Here is a 19535-nt window from a genome sequence, read left to right as displayed (position 1 = left end):
TCTGTGAGCCTGCCGAAAACGCGCATGGGACGCAATGGATTCCGGGGGATATGTGACATTTCCCGAGGTGGTCAGGCGAGAGTGGAGCGTTTGCGGCTGTAACCCAGGTAGACGGCGATGCCGATGAGCACCCATACCGCGAACCGCACCCAGGTCAGCCCGTCCAGCGTGGTGGCAAGCAGCACGCAGCCGACGAGTGCGAGGATCGGCACGAACGGGACGAGCGGCGTGCGGAACGGCCGCTCCCGGTCGGGTTCGGCCCGCCGCAGCACCAGCACGCCGACGCACACCACGGCGAACGCCGACAGCGCGCCGATGTTCACCAGCTCGACCACGATGTCGATGGGCAGCAGCCCGGCGATCGCGGCGCAGAACACGCCGAGGATCAGCGTGAGCCGGACGGGGGTCGAGCGCTTGCCGGTCTGGGCGAGGCCGAAGGGCAGCAACCGATCTCGGCACATCGCGAAGCTCAGCCGCACCTGTGCGTACACGATCAGCAGCAGGCCCTTGGTGAGCGCGATGACCGAGGCGATCACGATGACGTTGCCGATCCAGCCGATGTGCAAGCCGCTGAACGCGGTCGCGATCGGCGCCCCGTTGTTCAGCGTCGCGAACGGCGCGATACCGGTGAGCACGGCGCTCACCAGCGCGTACAGCAGCGTGGCGATGAGCACCGTGCCGATGATCGCGAACGGCACGTCGCGGCGCGGATTGCGCGCCTCCTCGGCCGAGGCGGCGACCACGTCGAAGCCGAGGAACGCGAAGAAGGCGATCGCCGCGCCGCCGATGATGCCGCTGAAACCGAAGGGCGCGAACGGAGTCCAGTTCTGCACGTCGATATGCGGCGCACCGACCGCGACCACCAGCACGAGCACCCCGATCGTCACGCCGACCAGCGCCTTGGTGATCTTCGCGGTCAGCGACACCTCGCCGACCAGCACCGCGACGATCACGCCGATGATCAGCACCGCGGGCAGGTTCACGATGCCGCCCTCGCCCGGGCCCGCTGCGATGGCGTGCGGCACGGTGATGCCGAACATCGAATCCAGCGCCGACACCGTCGTGCCCGACCAGCCGATCGCGACGGCCGCGCCGGCGATGACGAATTCGAGCAGCAGATTCCAGCCGACCAGGAACGCCGGACCTTCGCCGAGTGTCGCGTAGGTATAGGTGTAGGCGCTGCCGGACACCGGCACCATCGCGGCGAGCTCGCTGTAGCACAGCGCGACGAGCACGCAGACCGTGCCGGCCAGCACGAACGACAGCACGATGGACGGCCCGGCCTTCTCCGCGGCGGCGACGCCGGTGATCACGAAGATGCCCGCACCCACGATGGTGCCGACGCCCATCGCCGTGAGGTCGATGCGGCCGAGCCTACGCGCCAGCTTCGGCGCTCCGTCGGTGGTCGCGGTGTCGGGGACGCGGCGGCGCCAGCGCTGAGCGGGTGCGGTGGTCATGACTCCCTTATGAGCTCGTCCAGCGGTCCCGCCGGTGCGCCGGACCGAAGGCCATTCTCATCGAAGTCAGTCAGTGATCGTTAACTGGGGATCCCCAGCCGATCTCGTGCACCTCGTTTTGCCTGCGACTTTGTCAGGTCAGCTGCTCGACGACGCCGCGAACGGCGTGGCGGCACGCGGCGCGGCCGGACGCGACGGATGCCGCCACAGTCCCTTGCGCTCCAGGATGGGCAGCACCCCTTCGCCGAACCAGTACGCCTCTTCCAGGTGCGGGTAACCGGACAGGATGAAGTGGCTGATGCCCAGCTTCGAGTATTCGATCAGGCGCTCGGCCACCTCGGCATGCGAGCCGACCAGCGCGGTGCCCGCGCCGCCGCGCACCAGCCCGACACCGGCCCACAGGTTGGGCGCGATCTCGAGCCGGTCGGTGCTGCCGCCGTGCAGTTCGGACATCCGCCGCTGGCCTTCGGACTCGCTGCGCGCCAGGCTGGCCTGTACGCGTTCGATATCGGCGGGATCGATGCCCTGCAGCAACCGATCGGCTTCGGCCCAGGCCTCTTCCGACGTGTCGCGGCTGATCACGTGGATGCGCAGGCCGTAGTCGAGCACCCGGCCCTCGTCGACGGCGAGGTGGCGGATCCATTCCAGTTTCCGGCTGACCGCGAGCAGCGGTTCGCCCCAGGTGAGGTAGGTGTCGGCGTAGCGGGCCGCGACCGGCCCGGCGGGCGCGGAGGATCCGCCGAAGAACACCGGCGGGATCGGATCGGGCCGGTTGCTCAGTAGCGCGTCCCGGACCTGCACGTGTGCACCGTCGAACGAGATCGGTTCCTGCGAGGTCCACAGCTCGCGGACCACGTGCAGGAATTCGCCGGTGCGCGCGTAACGCTGTTCCTTGTCCAGGAAGTCGCCGTAGGCCTGCTGCTCGTGCGGTTCGCCGCCGGTCACCACGTTCAGCAGCAGCCTGCCCTGCGAGTGTCGCTGGAAGGTGCCCGCCATCTGCGCGGCCAGCGTGGGGCTGACCAGGCCGGGCCGGAACGCGACCAGGAACTTCAGCGTCTCGGTGGTGTCGACCATCATCGCCGTGGTGAGCCAGGCGTCCTCGCACCAGGCGCCGGTCGGGGTGAGTACCGCCTCGAATCCGTTGTGCTCGGCGGCCGCGCCGATCTGATTCAGGTAGCGCAGCGTCGCCGGACGATCGCCGGACATGAAGGTGCCGTGCCCGCCCGCGACCAGGCCGCGGGAATCACCGTAGGTGGGCAGGAACCAGTGGAACGACAAAGTCATGGGAGCCAACTCCTCAGGCAGCGGGGAACAGGTCGTTGAAACGGGTGTCGATGTAGTCGGCGATGGTGACCTTGCGGGGGATGAGCCCCGCCTCGGCGAACGCGTCGGCCACGCTCTGCTCGGCCGCGATGGTGCGGGCGTCGAGCTGATGGTCGAGGTAGCGCCCGCGTTTTACCACCGTGAGGATCACGTCATAGGGCAGGCCGGTGAGTTCGGCGTAGGTTTTCGCCCACTGCTCGGGGTGCTCGTTCACCCACGTGTGCGCGCGGCCGATGCGGCCGAGCAGATCACGCAGCGCGGCGGCCGTTCCCTTGCGGTCCAGCGCCTTGGTCCCGGCCACGTAGAAGGCGTCGCCGGGGATGTATCCGTTGCCGTCCACCAGGATTCGCGCGTTCGATTGCTGTTCGGCCTGCGCCGTGTACGGGTCCCAGATCGCCCAGGCGTCGACTCGGCCGGTGGACAGCGCGGCCAGCGCGTCCGGCGGCTGCAGGTATTGCGGCTCGATCTGATCCCATTTGATCCCCGCCTTGTTCAGCACGGTGAGCAGGTGATGGTGCGCCGAGCTGCCCTTGGTGACGGCGATCTTTTTGCCGCGCAGGTCTTCCGGCGTGCGCAGCGGGGAATCCTTGGGCACGACGATGCCTTGCCCGTCCTTGCCCGACTGATACGCGCTGACGATCTTGATCGCCGACTTGGCGGCCGCCGCGAACACCGGCGGTGAGTTGCCGACGCCGCCGAAATCGACTGCGCCGGAATTGATCGCCTCCAGCATCGGCGGCCCGGCCTGGTACTGCGACCACTCGATCTGGTACGGCGTCTTGTCCAGCTCGCCCGCGGCGGTGAGCAGCGCCTGCAGCCCCGTGCCCTTCTGATCGCCGAGGTGCAGCGTCACTTTGGCCAGGTCTACTGAACCGTCCGGGCGCACCGCGGCATCGTCGGCCTGGTCGGACCCGCAGGCGGTGCCGACCGCCACGACCAGTGCGAGAGTCGTTGCGAGCAGCAGCCTTCTGGCGTTCATTCGGTTCCTTCCGGTGCCACGCCGAGTTCGGCGAGCAAGGTGTTGCGCAGGGCGAGCAGTCGGGGGTGTTCGCTGCGGCGCGGACGCGGCAGCTCGATGCGGGACTCGTGGGCGATCCGGCCGTCGCCGAGCACCAGCACCCGGTCGGCCAGCCGCAACGCCTCCTCGACGTCGTGGGTGACCAGCAGGACGCCGGGTTTGCGGCGCTGCCACAGATCGATGACGAGCCGGTGGATGGTGATCCGGGTGAGTGCGTCCAGAGCGCTGAAGGGTTCGTCGAGCAGCAGCAGATCCGGCTCGCGCACCAGGGCGCGCGCCAGGCTGACGCGTTGCGCCTCGCCGCCGGAAAGGGTGAGCGGCCAGGCCTGAGCCCGCTCGGCCAGGCCCACCTCGGCCAGGGCGGCCCGCGCTGCCCGTTTCGGATCCGGTTGGCGCAGACCGAGATACACATTGGCCAGCACGCGCTTCCACGGGACCAGGCGCGGTTCCTGGAACGCGACGGCGATCGTGCCCCGCGTGCGCAATTCGCCCTGCACTCCCTGGTCGAGACCCGCGAGGGCGCGCAGCAGGGTGGACTTGCCCGACCCGCTGCGGCCGAGTAGCGCGACGAATTCACCCGGCGCGATATCGAGATCGAGGCCGTCGAGCACGCGTCGCCCGTCGAATTCCCGGACGAGGCCGCGGACTTGGGCTACGGGCGCCGGATCGGTCGCGGAAGTGGTTTCCGGGCTTGGTGTTTCGGGCGCGATGACCCGTTCGTCGGTGATCACTGCCCCAGGAACCCGCGTCGCCATGCCAGCGCCTTCCGCTCGATCAATCGGACCAGCGCGTCGGTCAGCAGACCGAGCACGCAGTACACCAGCAGGCCGACGACGATCACGTCGGTCCGCAGGAATTCGCGGGCGTCGTTGATCAGGAAGCCGAGGCCCGCATCGGCGTTCACCTGTTCGGCGACGATCAGTGCCAGCCACGCGACGCCGAGGGACTGCCGCAGGCCGACCAGGGTCTGCGGCAGCGCGCCCGGCAGGACGATGTGCCCGAGCAGGGCGAAGCGGCCGAGTTGTTGCACCCGGGCGAGTTCGGCCAGTTTGCCGTCCACGCCGCGGATTCCGGCGAAGGTGTTGAGATACAACGGAATTGCCGCGCCGAACGCGACCAGCACCACCTTGGGCAGCTCACCGATGCCGAACCACAGGATGAGCAGCGGGATCAATCCGTAGAACGGCACCGTGCGCAGCATCTGCATCGGCGGGTCGACCACGTACTCACCGATCGTGCTCAGCCCGGCCAGTACGGCGAGGCCGATGCCGAAAGCCGCGCCGATGGCGAACCCGGTCGCCGCCCGGCCGAGCGACACCGCGATCGCTTCCTGCAGGGTGCCTTCGCCGAGCAACTCGCCCGCGGTGTGCAGGATCGTTATCGGGGCGGCGAGCAGTCGTTCCGGCAGCACGCCGGTGGCGCTGGCGAGCTGCCACGCGAGCACCAGGACGAGCGGGCTCACCACCCGTAGCCAGGACTTGCGCGGCCGCCACCGAGCGGCCGACCGCACCCGAATCGGTGTCGGCTCCAAGACAATTGATGACACGCGACACCTCGGATAGGGGACAGGACCCGCGGTGCGCACCAGGGCGCGCCGCAGTCATCCATGCTGAGCGTCCGGCGTCGCGGCGTCATCGTTTGCAACCAGTCAGGTTTTAATTGCGGCGTCATCCGGCAGCAGCGATTCAGCAACCCGACTAGACGTAACTGTCGATAACACGTAACCTGGCGTCAACTCTGGGCGAAGGTGACCAGAGCTCGACCGACCAGACGAAACGAGTTCCCCAATGACGCGGCATGTCGACGTACTGATCATCGGTGCCGGGCTTTCCGGAATCGGTATGGCCTGCCACCTGACGCGCGAGCAGACCGGACGCAGCTACGCGATCCTGGAGCGCCGCGCCGCCATCGGTGGCACCTGGGATCTGTTCAAGTACCCGGGCATCCGCTCCGATTCGGACATGTACACCTTCGGCTACGGCTTCCGCCCGTGGAACGGCACCAAGGTGCTCGCCGACGGTCCGCACATCCGGCAGTACGTCGAGGACACCGCGCGGGAATACGGCGTCACCGAGCACATCCACTTCGGCCGCAAGGTGACCACGGCTCGCTGGTCCAGCGAGACCGAGACCTGGACGGTCGAGGCGCTGGACGAGCAGACCGGCGCGGTCGAGACATTCACCAGCAACTTCCTCGCCGGCTGCACCGGGTACTACGACTACGACAACGGCTACCGCCCCGAATTCCCCGGTGAGGCGGACTTCGGCGGGCAGATCGTGCACCCGCAGCACTGGCCGGAGGATCTGGACTATCGCGGCAAGCGCGTCGTGGTGATCGGCAGCGGCGCGACCGCGATCACCCTGATTCCCGCGATGAGCGGCGACGCCGCGCACGTCACCATGCTGCAGCGCTCGCCGACCTACATCACCACGCTGCCCGCCAACGATCCGGTCGCGGTCGGCATGAAGCTGGCGAAGGTGCCGGAGAAGGTGGCCTACCGGATCGGGCGGGCGCGCAATATCGCCTTGCAGCGCGCCAGTTTCCAGCTCTCGCGCACCAATCCCGCGGCCTCGCGCCGGGTGCTGCTCGCCGCGGTGCGGGCCCAGATCGGCAACAAGATCGACATGCGGCATTTCACGCCGTCCTACGATCCGTGGGATCAGCGGCTGTGCGTGGTGCCCAACGGCGACCTGTTCCGAGTGCTGCGCAGCGGGAAGGCGTCCATCGTCACCGACCGCATCGAGACCTTCACCGAGAACGGCATCCGGCTCGCGTCGGGCGAAGAACTGCCCGCCGATATCGTGATCAGCGCGACCGGCCTGCGGGTGCAGATGCTCGGCGGGGCGACCCTCGAGGTCGACGGCGAGCCCGTCGTCACCCGGGACCGCGTCGTCTACAAGGGCGCGATGCTCAGCGGCGTCCCCAACGCGATCATGGTGCTCGGCTACACCAACGCCTCGTGGACCCTGAAGGCCGATCTCACCGCCGAGTATTTCTGCCGGACGCTCAACCACATGCGCGACCGCGGCTTCACCCGGGTGGAAGCGATCGCCGAAGAATCCGACCGTTCGTCCGATTCCGTCATGGGCGGCGCGCTCACCTCGGGCTACATCCAGCGCGGCGACGCCGTCATGCCCCGCCAGGGCACCCACGGTCCCTGGCAGGTCATCAACAACTACTTCCGGGACCGCAAAATGCTCCGCAAGTCCCCCTTGGACGACGGTGTCCTCACCTTCACCCGCTCCCCGCACACCGCCGAAGCGCGCCCCCTGGAAACCAGCCGGACCGCATAGTCCCACCAGCCGTCCCTGTCCCCGGACCCGTCGACCCGTCGACCCGTCTATCCGTCTATCCGTTGACGAGCAGTCCCCGGCGCGGCGACAAGTACCACCGCGGCAGGCCAACCGCGACTTTCTTGCGAGCGAGGTCGGCCCGGCTCGCGCGCGGGCCCGGGGATGCGGTCGTGCTAGGCCGATGCTCGCAGCGGCGTAGCCGCGGTCCTCTCGTTGCTCTGGCGATCGGGACCGGATTCGTCGTTGGGGAGTTCGTCGCGCATCGGCAAAACCCTCGCCGGTAATGGCATCTGGGTAGGGCGCAGAGTTCGGCGTCGTCCGGACAGTGACGGTTGGCGAGCTGAGGCCGAGCACCACCTGGTAGGGCGCGAACGAGCGGTCGGGGAGACTGGCGGGATGCGCTTGGTGGTGGTCAACCGGGGTGAAGTGGCGGTTCGGGTACTGCGGACGGCTCGGGAGCGAGGGTGGGGGACGGTGGCGGTGTGTACCGCAGCGGAGGCCGGGGCGATGCCTGCTCGGCTCGCCGACGAAGTGGTGCAGTTGCCCGGCACCGGTGCGGGCGCGTACCTGGACGTGGCCGCGGTGGTGGCGGCGGCGCAGCAGGCAGGACCTGGTGCGCTGGTGCATCCGGGGTACGGATTCCTCAGTGAGAGTGCGGAACTCGCGGACGCCTGTGCCGCGGCTGAGCTTGTCTTCGTGGGTCCGGCACCGGACGTGCTGCGGGTGTTCGGGGACAAGGTGGCGGCACGGGCCGCGGCGGAACGCGCCGGTGTGCCGGTGCCTGCCGCTACCTCGGCCGGGTCCGATGTCGCGGCGATCGCCGCGCTGCTCGCGACGCATCCGGACGGGGTGATGGTGAAAGCCGTTGCCGGTGGGGGTGGACGCGGGATGCGCGAGGTGCGCGACGCCGCGTTGCTCGAGGAGACTTACGAGCGATGCCGCGCGGAAGCGTCGGCCGGTTTCGGCGATGACACGGTGTATGCCGAGGCGCTGATTTCCGCGGCCCGGCATATCGAGGTACAGGTGGTCGCGGACGGCGTGCACGCGGTCCCGCTCGGCGACCGCGACTGCAGTGTGCAGCGGCGGCACCAGAAACTGATCGAGATCGCACCCGCGCCGAATCTCGATGCGGCGCTGCGGGAACGGCTGCATCGCGACGCCGTCCGATTGGCCGAGTCGGTGGGCTGCCGCGGCGTGCTCACCGTCGAATTCCTGGTGCGCGATACGGAAGCGTGGTTCCTCGAGGTCAACCCGCGCCTGCAGGTCGAGCACACGGTGACCGAGGAGGTCACGGGCCTCGACCTGGTGGCACTCCAACTCGACCTGGCGCTGGGCGCGACGCTGGCCGACCTCGATCCGGCGGCTACCGCGCCTGTTGGCGGTGTGCCGTCGAGCGCCGATGTCCATGCGGCGAACGGGGCGCAAGGCGGAGTGGAGTACGGTGCGCCGGACATGCTGCCGGGCAAGGGTTTCGCCGATCGAGCGCGCGCGGCCCGCGGCTACGCGGTGCAGGCCAGGGTCAATGCGGAGCTGGTCACGGCGGGTGGGGAAGTGCTGCCGAGTACCGGGACGGTAGTCGAATTCGCGGCGCCGACCGGTTCGGGTGTGCGTGTCGACACCGCCGCCCACACTGGAATGCGGCAGGGGGCGCAGTTCGATTCGTTGCTCGCCAAGGTGATCGCGCGCGGCGCGTCGTATCCGGCTGCGCTGCGGCGGTGCTCGGACGCGCTGTCGGAAACCGTTGTGCGCGGTATCGATACGAATCTCGCGCTGCTGCGCGCCGTGCTCGAGTCACTTGCCGACGGTGCGCCGGTGTCCACCTCGTGGTTCGAGGAGAACCTGGCCGAGCTGGCAGGCAGCGTGAGTGGCTATGCGTCCGTGCCGCATTCGGAGCCGAGTCCGGTGACGACCGTAGCGTCCGTCGAACTGGGCGACGACGAGTCCGTGGTGCGTTCGCCGCTGGGCGGCACGCTGGTCAGCCTGGTCGAACCGGGCACCGTCGTGGCGGCGGGCGCCGAGGTCGCAGTGCTGGAGGCGATGAAGATGCAGCATGTGTTGCGCGCCGAACAGGCGCTGCGGGTCCGGCGGCACCTGGTCGCGCCCGGCGCGACGGTGGATCCGCATGCGCCGCTGCTGATCTGGACACCTGCCGAGCACGACGGACCCGCCGCCGCCGACAAGGTGATCGACCTCGACGCCATCCGGCCCGACCTCGCCGAGGTCTACGAACGGCACCGCGTCGGCCGGGACGAAGCCCGTCCCGAGGCCGTCGCCAAACGTCACCGGCTCGGTAGGCGTACCGCCCGCGAGAACATCGCCGATCTCGTCGACGATGACAGCTTCGTCGAATACGGTGCCCTCGCGGTCGCCGCGCAACGCTTGCGCCGCACCGCCGAGGATCTGATCGCGAACACCCCGGCGGATGGGCTGATCGGGGGCGTGGCCACCGTCAACGCCGACCGGTTCGGCGCGGACCGCGCCCGGGTGGTCGTCATGTCCTACGACTACACGGTGCTGGCGGGCACACAGGGTATGCGCAACCACGCCAAAACCGATCGGCTACTCGAACTCGCTCGCGCCCAAGGGCTTCCGGTCGTGTTCTACACCGAGGGCGGTGGCGGCCGACCCGGCGATACGGACCACGGCGGCATCTCCGGCCTCGACGTCACGACATTCCGCGCCATGGGCGCGCTGTCGGGCCGGGTGCCGTTGCTCGGCCTCGTCTCCGGTCGCTGCTTCGCCGGCAATGCCGCGCTGCTCGGCATGTGCGATGTCGTCATCGCCACCCCCGATGCCAATATCGGGATGGGTGGTCCGGCGATGATCGAGGGCGGCGGCCTGGGCGTCTACGCGCCGGAGGACATCGGCCCGATCGAGGTGCAGCGGCGCAACGGTGTCGTGCACATCGTCGCCGCCGACGAAGCCGAGGCCGCCCGGCTCGCGCAACGCTACCTCGGCTATTTTCAAGGGCCGGTGGATGATTGGGCCGCACCCGATCCGCGGCTGTCCCGGCACGTGGTGCCAGAGAACCGCCTGCACGCCTTCGATATCCGGGCCGCCATCGCGGCGGTCGCCGACGTGGGTTCCGTGCTCGAGCTGCGCGCCGAATGGGCCGTCGGTATCGTCACCGCGTTGATCCGCGTCGAAGGGCAACCCTACGGGCTGATCGCGAACAACTGCCATCATCTCGGCGGCGCCATCGACGCGCCCGCGGCCGACAAACTCAGCGCCTTCCTGCGGCTGTGCGACGCGCACGGGCTGCCGATCGTCTCCCTGTGTGACACACCGGGTTTCATGGTCGGGCCGGACGCCGAGAAAGAAGCCACCGTCACCAAATTCAGCCGCCTGTTCATCGACGCGGCGGGACTGTCGGTGCCGTGGGGCACCATCATCCTCCGCAAGGGTTACGGCCTGGGCGCACAAGCCATGGCGGCGGGCTCTTTCCGCGCGCCGCGTTTCGTCATCGCCTGGCCCACTGGGGAAATCGGCGGCATGGGTCTGGAAGGTGCGGTCCGCCTGGGGTTCGCGAAAGAACTCGCGGCCATCGAGGATCCGGCCGCCCGACAGCAGGCCTTCGACAACCTCGTCACCCTCGCCTACGCCAGCGGCCGTGCCCTCACCGCCGCCACCGCCCTGGAACTGGACGACGTCATCGACCCCGCCGACACCCGCCGCTGGATCCGCACCCTGGGTTGACCACCCCTTTCGCGCACCCTGTACACCCACCGGAAGCGGCCGATCCTGGGCAGGGTTGCGTGTCAGCGGTCCGGGCCCGTACCGCTGTTCGCCTGCGGGGGTGGTCGCTTTGGGTGGTGTTGCGCGTGTCAGTGGTCCGGGCCTCGGTATCGCTGTTCGCCTGCTGGGAGTGGTCGTTCTTGGGTGGGGTTGCGGGTGAGTGGTCGAGGCCTTCGTGTCGTTGTTCGCCTGCTGGGGGTGGTCGCTTTTGGGTGGGGTTGCGGGTGAGTGGTCGAGGCCTTCGTGTCGTTGTTCGCCTGCTGGGGGTGGTCGCTTTTGGGTGGGGTTGCGTGTCAGTGGTCGAGGCCTCGGTATCGCTGTTCGCCTGCTAGGAGCGGTCGTTCTTGGGTGGGGTTGCGGGTGAGTGGTCGAGGCCTTCGTATCGTTGTTCGCCTGCTGGGGGTGGTCGCTTTTGGGCGGAGTTGCGGGGTTAGCGGTCCGGGCCTCGGTATCGCTGTTCGCCTGCTGGGAGCGGTCGTTCTGGGGCGGGGTTGCGGGTGAGTGGTCCGGGCCTCCGTATCGCTGTTCGCCCGCTGGGAGCGGTCGCTTTGGACCGCTGGTACCAAATCCTTTGTGCGCGAACAGGATTACGGACGCCGAATCGGGCCTTTCTCATCGGCGCCCATTGACCCCGTCGCCGGCGAAAACCTTTGTGCGTGACCGGATTGCGCGGCATCGGGCACTGCGCGCACCTGTTCGCCCACTCGAAGCGGTGCACCGCCGGGGCGAATCCTTGTGCGCGTGCAGGCTAGCGCGGGACCAGATCCGGCTCCCTGTTCGCCCACCGGGAGCCGCTGACCATGAGGCCGACTCTTATGTGCCTGCAGGATGGCGAGGTGGCGATGCGCACGGCGCCGGTTGATGGCGAGCGGACGCGAAGCCGTTCGAAGGACGACGCACTCTTTCTGCGGCTTCGCACCCGCTGCGGCGTGCCATAGGGGGTGCGGCAAGGCAGAAAGGGTGCGTCTGGCGGGCAGAACACCGCTGCCGCGCGCCGGGCGCGGCTCCGCGTGCGCCTGGTCGCTCACCGGGGAGCGATTGCCCCCGCACCGCGGGGGGCGAATCCTTTGTGCGCGAACGGGTTTGCGACCGTCGGGTCGGTCCTTGCCCACCGGGGCGTCCGTCGCCCCTCGCCGTCGGCGAGTCCGCCTGTGGCGCACCGAAGCCCGACGGCATTCCCCGGCCCGTTCCTAGTGGCCGTCTCGGCCGGATGCTCAGTTCAGCGTGGTTTCCAGCGCGTCCACCAAATTGCGGGCGCGCAGGTCTATGGCCTGTTCGATGATGTAGTTCGGGGTGTAGGCGAAGGCGATGCTGCGCGCGGGATCGGCGTAGGCGAGGGAGCCGCCGCGGCCGGGATGGCCGAAGGATCCCGGTCCGCCGAGCGGGATTTCGTCGCGCGGCAGCATGTAGCCGGTGGCGTAGCGGTTCGGCAGCATGATGACCGCGTCTGTGCCGCTGACCTGTTCGCGAACGGCGGCGGCGAGGGTGTCCGCGCGCAGCAGGCGCCGACCGTCCACCTCGCCGACGAGCGCGGCGTAGAGCCGGGCCAGCCCGCGAGCGGTGCCGATACCGTTGCTCGCGGGCAGTTCCGCGGCGTGCACAGCGGCCGAGTTGAAGTCGATCTCGTCCGGGTCGGTGACCTGAAAGGCGCGGTTGCTCAACGACTCCGGGTCGCGCAGCGCCGCCACCATCTCGCGCAGCGGCTCCGGGATCAGTTCATCGGGCACCGCGGCGAGGTCCGGTTTCGGCGCGAAGACCAACCGGCTCACCCGCTGCTGTGCGGCGGGCGGCAGGCCGATGAAGAACTCGACGCCGAACGGTCCGGCGATCTCGTCGGCGAGGAACTGTCCGACGCTGCGTCCGGTGACCCGGCGGATGACCTCGCCGACCAACCAGCCGAAGGTGCGCCCGTGATACCCGTGTGCGGTCCCCGGCGGCCAGTTCGGCGCTTGTGCCGCCAGCGCCTCGACCATCGGTGTCCACGCCAGCGCGTCGGCGAGCGGGACCGGCTTGTCGAGCGCGGCCAGGCCGGCCTGGTGGGTCAGCAGCCAGCGCACCGGGATCTCGGCTTTGCCCGCCGCCGCGAACTCCGGCCAGTACCGCGCGACAGGCGCGTCGAGGTCGAGCAGACCGCGCTCGACGAGCAGGTGCGCGAGGGTGGTCGTCACACCTTTGGTCGCCGAATAGACCAGCTGCAACGTGTCACGCTGCCACCGCCTGCCCGTATCGGGATCAGCGATGCCGCCCCACAGATCCACCACCGGCTCGCCGTCCCGGTACACGCACACCGCGGCACCGATCTCGCCTTGTTCGGCGAAGTTCGCGGCGAACGCGTCCCGCACCGCCTCGTACCCAGGTGCCACCACGCCGTCGACCATCATGCCCCCAGCATGTCATCACCCTCGCAGGCAACGCATCCGCCGATCACGACCGCGCACACGCCCCGCGCTCTGAAACGCGCGCAGCGCACTGATCCGCCGGGCACGACCGCGCGCATGCCCCGCGCTCTGAAACGCGCGCAGCGCACGCATCCGCCGGGCACGACCGCGCGCATGCCCCGCGCTCCGTAACGCTCGCAGCACATTGATCCGCCGATCACGAGGGCGCGTACGCCCCGCGCTCCGTAACGCTCGCAGCACATTGATCCGCCGATCACGAGCGCGCGTACCCCCCGCGTTCCGAAACGCGCGCAGCGCACGCATCCGCCGGGCACGACCGCGCGCATGCCCCGCGTTCTGAAACGCTTGCAGCGCACTGGTCCGCCGAGCGCGAGGGTGCGTACGTCCCGTGTTCTGAAACGCTTGCAGCGCACTGGTCCGCCGAGCGCGAGGGTGCGTACGTCCCGTGTTCTGAAACGCTCGCAGCGCACTGATCCGCCGGGCATGAGGGCGCGCATGCCCCGTGTTCCGAAACGCTTGCAGCACATTCATCCGCCGGGCATGAGGGCGCGTACGTCCCGCGTTCCGAAACGCTTGCAGCACATTCATCCGCCGGGCATGAGTGCACGTACGTCCCGCGTTCCAAAACGCTCGCAGGACACTCATCCTCCGAGCATGAGTGCGCACACGCCCCGCGCTCCGAAACGCGCGCAGCACACGGTGCGGGTGCGGATGGCGTTGGTCGACGCCGCCGACACCGTGAATCCGGTACGGCCGAGGTGGGCAGTACAGCTAGCGCAGTTGGTCGGTCGATCAGGAGGTAATGGTGGCGGTGGTCTCTCGGCCGATGCCGCCACCATTACCTCGTGATCAGTCGACCAGGACGCGACGCGGCGTGTCGGTCAGGACACGACGAGGTGGGGTGGCCGAAACACGCTGGCGCCGCCCTCGGCGCCGCTCGTACCTGACAGTGCCGAGGAGAAGTCCGCGTCGCCCTGCCGAGCCCGAACCGTGCATGAGGCCTTGTCACCGCCGCAGTGGCCCGCAGTCGGCTTGTTCGCGCCCGCCCGCGCGGAAACGATCGGCGATACGGGAACCGTGTATCTGCCTGCCGCCCACCGCGCAACCAGCATTCCGGAGCGGCGCTACCGCCGCCGTCCCACCGTCCGCCGGACGGACGGCGGTTGGTCGAACCACCCGCGTCGCTTCGCTTGTCGGTAGGGCAGGGAATACTCGTTTGCCGACCCACGCAGCGCGAAATACCGGGAGGAAAGTGCATGGCTCGGGAGCTCGAGGACCTGTCGTACGCGCGGTACCTGACGGCGCAGGCGGGAGCGCTCGAATCGGAGGGCGATTACGACTGCGTGCATGTCGACGCCCTCGACCTCGACGACGCCGACGTGCAGAACGCTCGGTTCGGGGAGTCGGTGTTCACCTCGGTGGCCTGGCACCGGGGCAGCCTGCGCCACACCAGGTTCGCCGACGTGTGGATGCGGAATGTGCGCTGGGTGGGCACCGAGTTGGCCGACACCAACTGGCTGGACGGCGAAGTCGTCGCGGGCGCGCTGTCGGGCGTCGATTTCGCGGGCGCGCGCCTGCGCCGGGTCCGGTTCGAGGGTTGCAAGTTCGATTCGGTGAACTTCCGCACCGCCCAGCTGCGGGAGGTGTCGTTCGTCGAATGTGTGCTGCGGGACTGTGATTTCGGCGATGCCGCCCTGCACACCGTGACCTTCCCCGGCTCGACCTTGGAAAGCATGGTCTTGCACCGGGCCACGTTGACCAAGGTCGACCTGCGCGGGGCTCGTTCGCTCGATATCACCGAGGGCCTCGACGCACTGCGCGGCGCGACCATCGACAACGGCCAGTTGATGGAGCTTGCCCCCGCGTTCGCCCGGCATCTGGGCGTCGTCGTCCGCGATTCCTGATCGGCGATATCGCAGGTTCGGTTTGCTAGCGTGTCGCCAGCGGGATGTCAGATCTTGTAGCCATCAGCAGCTAGGAGACGATCCATGCGGGCATTGCGAGTTCTCACCCTGGGCGTCGTGCCGGTCAGCGCGGCGGCGCTGCTGGCGGGCGGATGTTCGAAGGACGGACCGGAACAGCCTGCCGAGAGTTCGCGGGCGTCGTTCTACAGTCAGCAGGTGGCCTGGGCGCCGTGTGCGGAAGGGGAGACGAGCTCGTGGTTCCCCGAGGTGGCGGACAACCGCACCTGCGCTCGTGTCCTGGCCCCGCTCGATTACCGCGCCCCCGCGACGCCGAGCCCGGATTCGGCGGGCACGGTATCGCTCGCCGTAGCCCGCCTGCCCGCGACCGCGCCGAAGCGCGGCACGCTGGTGCTGATCAGCGGCGGGCCGGGCGATCCGGGGCTGGGGATGCTGGACATGCCGTTCCCCGAGCGGATCCGCGAGCAGTTCGACATCGTCGCCTACGACCCGCGGGGCGTGGGCCGGTCGACGCCCGCCATCGTCTGTGACCCCGACGGCGAGGATTTGACCGAGGAGCAGGAATCGGTGGCCGCGACGGAGCACGCGCGGCGCGGGTTCGTGGCGTCGTGTGTCCGCGGCACCGGTCCGGATGCGTTGCGGCACATCGGCTCCGACGAGGCCACCGACGATCTCGACATCCTGCGCGGGGTTTTCGGGGAGCAGCAGCTGAATCTGCTTGCGGCGTCCTACGGCACGCAGGTCGCCGCCATGTACGTCGACCGGTACCCGCACGGCTACCGCGCCGCCGCCCTGGACGGCGTCGTGGATGTCACCGAGGACCACACGCAGATGCGGGTCGGCCAGGGCAAGGGCTACCAGGACACGTTCAACCGGGTCGCCGCGTTCTGCGCCGAGCGATACCGGGCCGAGTGCCCGCTCGGTGCGGATCCGGCCCAGGCGGAGAACGTCTTTCGGGATATCCTCCGGACCGTCAAGGCGCACCCGGCCCCGGCGGGGGCGGCCGCGCCGGTGGAACCGGGCGATATCCTGCAGGCGATCAGCACGAGCTACCTGTGGCCCACCGGGTGGGCGCCGTTCCTCGACGCGCTGACGGCGGTCCGGGGTGGTGACGGTACCGCGATGCGCAAACTCGCGAACGCGACGCCCGACGAGCCGCCACGGCAGGCGCCGTCGGCCAAGGACACCGAAGACAACGCGCTGACCGCGATCACCTGTGCCGATGTCGCCGAGCCGACAGCGGACCGCGCGGCCCGGCAGGCCGACGAGGCGGCGCTGTACGACGCAGCCACCTATGACGATTACGAGCCGCGCCCGGCCGAATTCCCGCTCGATACCTGCGATTTCTGGCCGACCCCCGGTACCGCGAAGGCGTTTCGGCCGCACCGCGCCGAGGGCGCGGCTCCGGTGCTGTTCATCGGCACCAGGCACGATCCGACCACGCCGGTGGGCAACGCCGAGCGGATGGCGGGTTATCTCGACAGCCCGCTGCTGATCCGGGAGAGCGACGGGCACACGTTCGTGTTCGGCGACGTCAACAGGTGCATCGACGAACGCGTAGTGGGTTACTTCGAGGATCCGGCCTCGGCGCAGGGCGCGGTCTGCGCCGCCGAGCCCGAGCGTTGACACCAATTGTGTTCCTTCCCAACAGGGCTCGGTCGCAATACTGGACGAGGAGAGAACTTCGGCAATTCGCCCATCGGCGAGCGCGCGCATTGATACATTTCGCCAAGCCAGCTGGCATGGCGAATTCGATGAGGAATGCGAGCGAATGTTCGATCGGGATCTGCGCCGTACGACCACCGCCGGCCTGCGCGTATTGCTCGCGCTGGCCGAGGAACGCGGAATGGCCGCGGCCGAGGGCCTGGCAGGCACCACGCTCACGCGTGGCGATACCGAGTGCACGGTGCACCAGGAATTGGTGGTGATCCGTAACCTGCTGGCCCGCTTCGGGACCGAAGCCGCGCTCGGCGCGGAAGCGGGCAGCCGGACCGGCCTGCCGTTGGCCGGGCCCTGGGGGCTGGCGCTGCTCAGCAGCCGTACGCTGCGTGACGGATTCGACGTGGCAGCTCGTTATCTCGACCGCGTTTTCGTCTCCGGCCGGCTCACCGTCGAGCAGGTCGGCGGTGAGACCCGGTTACGCTTCGACGATGCGGAGAACCCGGCGCATATCCGTGCTTTTCTCGCCGAGCGAATTCTCACGGGGGCGGCCACCGTGTGCGCCCAACTGTTCGACGGAGAAATGTCACCGATCCGGATCGAATTCCGGCACGCGGCACCGTCGGACACCCAGCGATACCGCGAGATCTGCGGCGTGCAACCACTTTTCGGCGCGCGGGCCGACGTTGTGACTTTCCACAGCCGAGGCCTCGACGCGCCGATGCCGCGCAACCATGAACGCGCCCGCGGCGACTGCGCCCAGCTCTGCCGGGACCTCCTGCACCGCAGGCAGCCCCGCTCGGGTGTCGCGGGCAGCGTCCGCGACCTGCTCGTCCGCAATCCGGGCGAGCTGCCCGATCAGATCGCGGTCGCGAACGAGTTGTTCATGAGCCCGCGCACGCTCTCGCGCCGCCTCAACGAGGAGGCCACCTCGTTTCGCGCGTTGCTCGACGAGGTGCGCCAGCTGCTGTCCGAACAGCTGCTCGCGTACACCGATATGAGTACCGAGCAGGTCGCGGCGCGCCTCGGCTACGCCGAAGCCGCGTCGTTCATCCGCGCGTTCCGGCGCTGGAAGGGCTGCCCGCCGCAGGAGTTCCGCCTGCACGAGGGACGGTCGCTGCCGCGCGAGGAGCCGGTACCGGCGGGGGTTCGCTGAGCGGTATCCGGTCGTCGGGCGGGCCCGCCGTGCTCGGCGTCGATCGTGTCGGACGTCGGAAAACCGCCAGGATGCGGTAAGTATGCTGCCATGTCGATCAGCGCCGCCGTCGCGCCGAATACGCCGGGTACCCTGCAACGCTACGTTGTGCTGGCCGTGTGCTGCACCGCCGTGGTGATGGCCAACGTCGACACCACCGCCGTCAACGTCGCGCTACCCGCGATCGGCCGCGACCTCGAAGGGTCGCTGTCCGGGGCGCAATGGGTGGTCGCCGCCTATACGTTGACCCTGGCCTGCCTGCTCACCTTCGCGGGTTCGCTGGCCGATCGGATCGGCCGCCGGACCGTCTTCCAGATCGGGCTCGCGGTGTTCGCGGCCAGTTCGCTGGCATGCAGCCTCGCGCCGTCGATCGGCTGGCTGATCGCTTTCCGGGTGCTGCAGGCGGTGGGCGGTTCGATGCTCAATCCGGTCGCGATGGCGATTCTCACCACCGTCTTCGCCGATCCGGACCGGCGGGTGCGGGCGATCGGCATCTGGAGCGGGTCGATCGGGATCGGCATGGCGGCCGGGCCGGTGATCGGCGGGTTCCTGGTCGATTCGATCGGCTGGTCCGCGGTGTTCTGGATCAACGTGCCGATCGCGGTGACCGCGCTGGCGCTGACCTTCCTGGTGGTACCGCAGTCGAGGTCGGACCGGCCACGGTCACTGGATCCGCGCGGGCAGCTGCTGATCGTGGGCATGATCGGGCTGCTGGTGTTCGCGATCATCGAAGGGCCGCATCGTGGTTGGGCGGCGCCGGTCACGCTCGGCTGTTTCGCCGGCGCGGCGGTGTGCCTGGCCGCGCTGGCGCGCTATGCCCCGCAGCACGAGGAGGCACTGATCGATCTGCGGGTCTTCCGGTCCCCGCCGTTCACCGGCGCGGTGGTGATCGCGATCTTGGCGTTCGGCGCGATGGGCGGCTTCTTGTTCCTCAACACCTACTATCTCCAGGAGATTCGGCACGATTCACCGCTGACGGCGGGTCTCGCGCTGGTGCCGATGGCCGCCGCGATGTTCGTGTTCGGGCCGATGTCGGGCCGGATCGTCGCGCACCGCGGCGCACGTAGCGCCTTGAGCGCCGGTGCGCTGACCGCGATTCTCGCGTCGGTGGTTCTGGCGCTGACCTTCGACGCGAGCGGTAAACCGTTGCTGCTCATCGGCTATGCCCTGTTCGGCGCGGGAATCGGACTGATCTACACGCCGATCACCGCCACCGCCGTGGCCGGGCTGCCCGCCGCGCAGGCCGGGGTCGCGGCCAGCGTGGCCACCACCTCGCGACAGATAGGTCAGTCACTCGGTGTCGCGGTGATCGGCTCGCTCATCGCGAGCCATCCCGACGCGCTGACCTCGGCGGCGGCCTTCCAGCCACCCGCCCGGCTCGGCTGGCTCACCATCACCGGGATGTGCGTCGCGGCACTGGTCGTGGCGCGAATCAGCACCGCGCCCAAGGTGATTCGCCCACCCAGCTGAGCGTCGCGGCGCACGTCGTCGCGCCCGAGCAGGGTGATCGCCGCCGGACAAGCCCCGACTTGCC

At 69.1% G+C, this 19535-nt stretch carries 12 protein-coding genes; 6 read left to right on the top strand and 6 right to left on the bottom strand.

Going from position 1 to position 19535, the window contains the following annotated elements; translation table 11 throughout:
• Positions 1–71 precede the first annotated feature (71 nt).
• The 5 genes from NVU01S_RS39715 to NVU01S_RS39695 all read right to left on the bottom strand — a co-directional run bounded on the left by NVU01S_RS39715 (position 72) and on the right by NVU01S_RS39695 (position 5263).
• Entirely contained in the window at positions 72–1457 is a 1386-nt protein-coding gene (locus tag NVU01S_RS39715) for an APC family permease (RefSeq protein ID WP_043675805.1), read from the bottom strand.
• Between the two features lie 138 nt (positions 1458–1595).
• Positions 1596–2741 carry an LLM class flavin-dependent oxidoreductase gene (locus tag NVU01S_RS39710; protein WP_043675808.1) on the bottom strand — a complete coding sequence of 382 codons (1146 nt, stop codon included), beginning with the start codon at positions 2739–2741 and terminating at the stop codon, positions 1596–1598.
• A gap of 13 nt (positions 2742–2754) precedes the next feature.
• Positions 2755–3759: an ABC transporter substrate-binding protein gene (locus NVU01S_RS39705; RefSeq protein ID WP_043675811.1), complete on the bottom strand. Its 1005-nt coding sequence runs from the start codon at positions 3757–3759 to the stop codon at positions 2755–2757.
• The gene (locus tag NVU01S_RS39700; RefSeq protein ID WP_244467376.1) at positions 3756–4553 is read right to left on the bottom strand and encodes an ABC transporter ATP-binding protein; all 798 of its coding nucleotides are present in this window, start codon (positions 4551–4553) and stop codon (positions 3756–3758) included. Before NVU01S_RS39700 ends, NVU01S_RS39705 begins: the two co-directional genes overlap by 4 nt.
• A complete protein-coding gene (locus tag NVU01S_RS39695) occupies positions 4526–5263 on the bottom strand; it encodes an ABC transporter permease (RefSeq protein WP_043675888.1) in 738 nt (245 codons plus the stop codon). Before NVU01S_RS39695 ends, NVU01S_RS39700 begins: the two co-directional genes overlap by 28 nt.
• Positions 5264–5585: 322 nt before the next feature.
• On the opposite strand from NVU01S_RS39695, the gene NVU01S_RS39690 reads away from it, so the two are divergent.
• Both NVU01S_RS39690 and NVU01S_RS39685 read left to right on the top strand, forming a co-directional pair.
• Entirely contained in the window at positions 5586–7091 is a 1506-nt protein-coding gene (locus NVU01S_RS39690) for a flavin-containing monooxygenase (protein ID WP_043675814.1), read from the top strand.
• A gap of 396 nt (positions 7092–7487) precedes the next feature.
• Complete coding sequence (locus NVU01S_RS39685; protein WP_043675816.1) at positions 7488–10787, top strand: acetyl-CoA carboxylase family protein; 3300 nt, start codon at positions 7488–7490, stop codon at positions 10785–10787.
• A 1253-nt stretch (positions 10788–12040) separates the two neighbouring features.
• On the opposite strand, the gene NVU01S_RS39680 is transcribed toward NVU01S_RS39685, so the two are convergent.
• Positions 12041–13207: a serine hydrolase domain-containing protein gene (locus NVU01S_RS39680; RefSeq protein ID WP_043675818.1), complete on the bottom strand. Its 1167-nt coding sequence runs from the start codon at positions 13205–13207 to the stop codon at positions 12041–12043.
• A gap of 1274 nt (positions 13208–14481) precedes the next feature.
• Between NVU01S_RS39680 and NVU01S_RS39675 the strand changes: the two genes are divergently transcribed.
• The 4 genes from NVU01S_RS39675 (at position 14482) to NVU01S_RS39660 (ending at position 19471) form a co-directional block, all read left to right on the top strand.
• Positions 14482–15129, top strand: coding sequence for a pentapeptide repeat-containing protein (locus NVU01S_RS39675; RefSeq protein WP_043682878.1), 648 nt, complete (start codon positions 14482–14484; stop codon positions 15127–15129).
• A gap of 84 nt (positions 15130–15213) precedes the next feature.
• Positions 15214–16773 carry an alpha/beta hydrolase gene (locus NVU01S_RS39670; protein ID WP_052281451.1) on the top strand — a complete coding sequence of 520 codons (1560 nt, stop codon included), beginning with the start codon at positions 15214–15216 and terminating at the stop codon, positions 16771–16773.
• A 145-nt stretch (positions 16774–16918) separates the two neighbouring features.
• Complete coding sequence (locus NVU01S_RS39665; protein WP_052281450.1) at positions 16919–17962, top strand: AraC family transcriptional regulator; 1044 nt, start codon at positions 16919–16921, stop codon at positions 17960–17962.
• Between the two features lie 90 nt (positions 17963–18052).
• Positions 18053–19471, top strand: coding sequence for an MFS transporter (locus NVU01S_RS39660; RefSeq protein WP_063776083.1), 1419 nt, complete (start codon positions 18053–18055; stop codon positions 19469–19471).
• The last annotated feature ends 64 nt before the right edge of the window (positions 19472–19535 follow it).

It is taken from the genome of Nocardia vulneris, from assembly GCF_001613425.1.
GTDB classification, from domain to species: domain Bacteria; phylum Actinomycetota; class Actinomycetes; order Mycobacteriales; family Mycobacteriaceae; genus Nocardia; species Nocardia vulneris.
The sequence above is the reverse complement of the archived record's forward strand: the minus strand, read 5'-3'. Positions and strand labels throughout refer to the sequence as shown.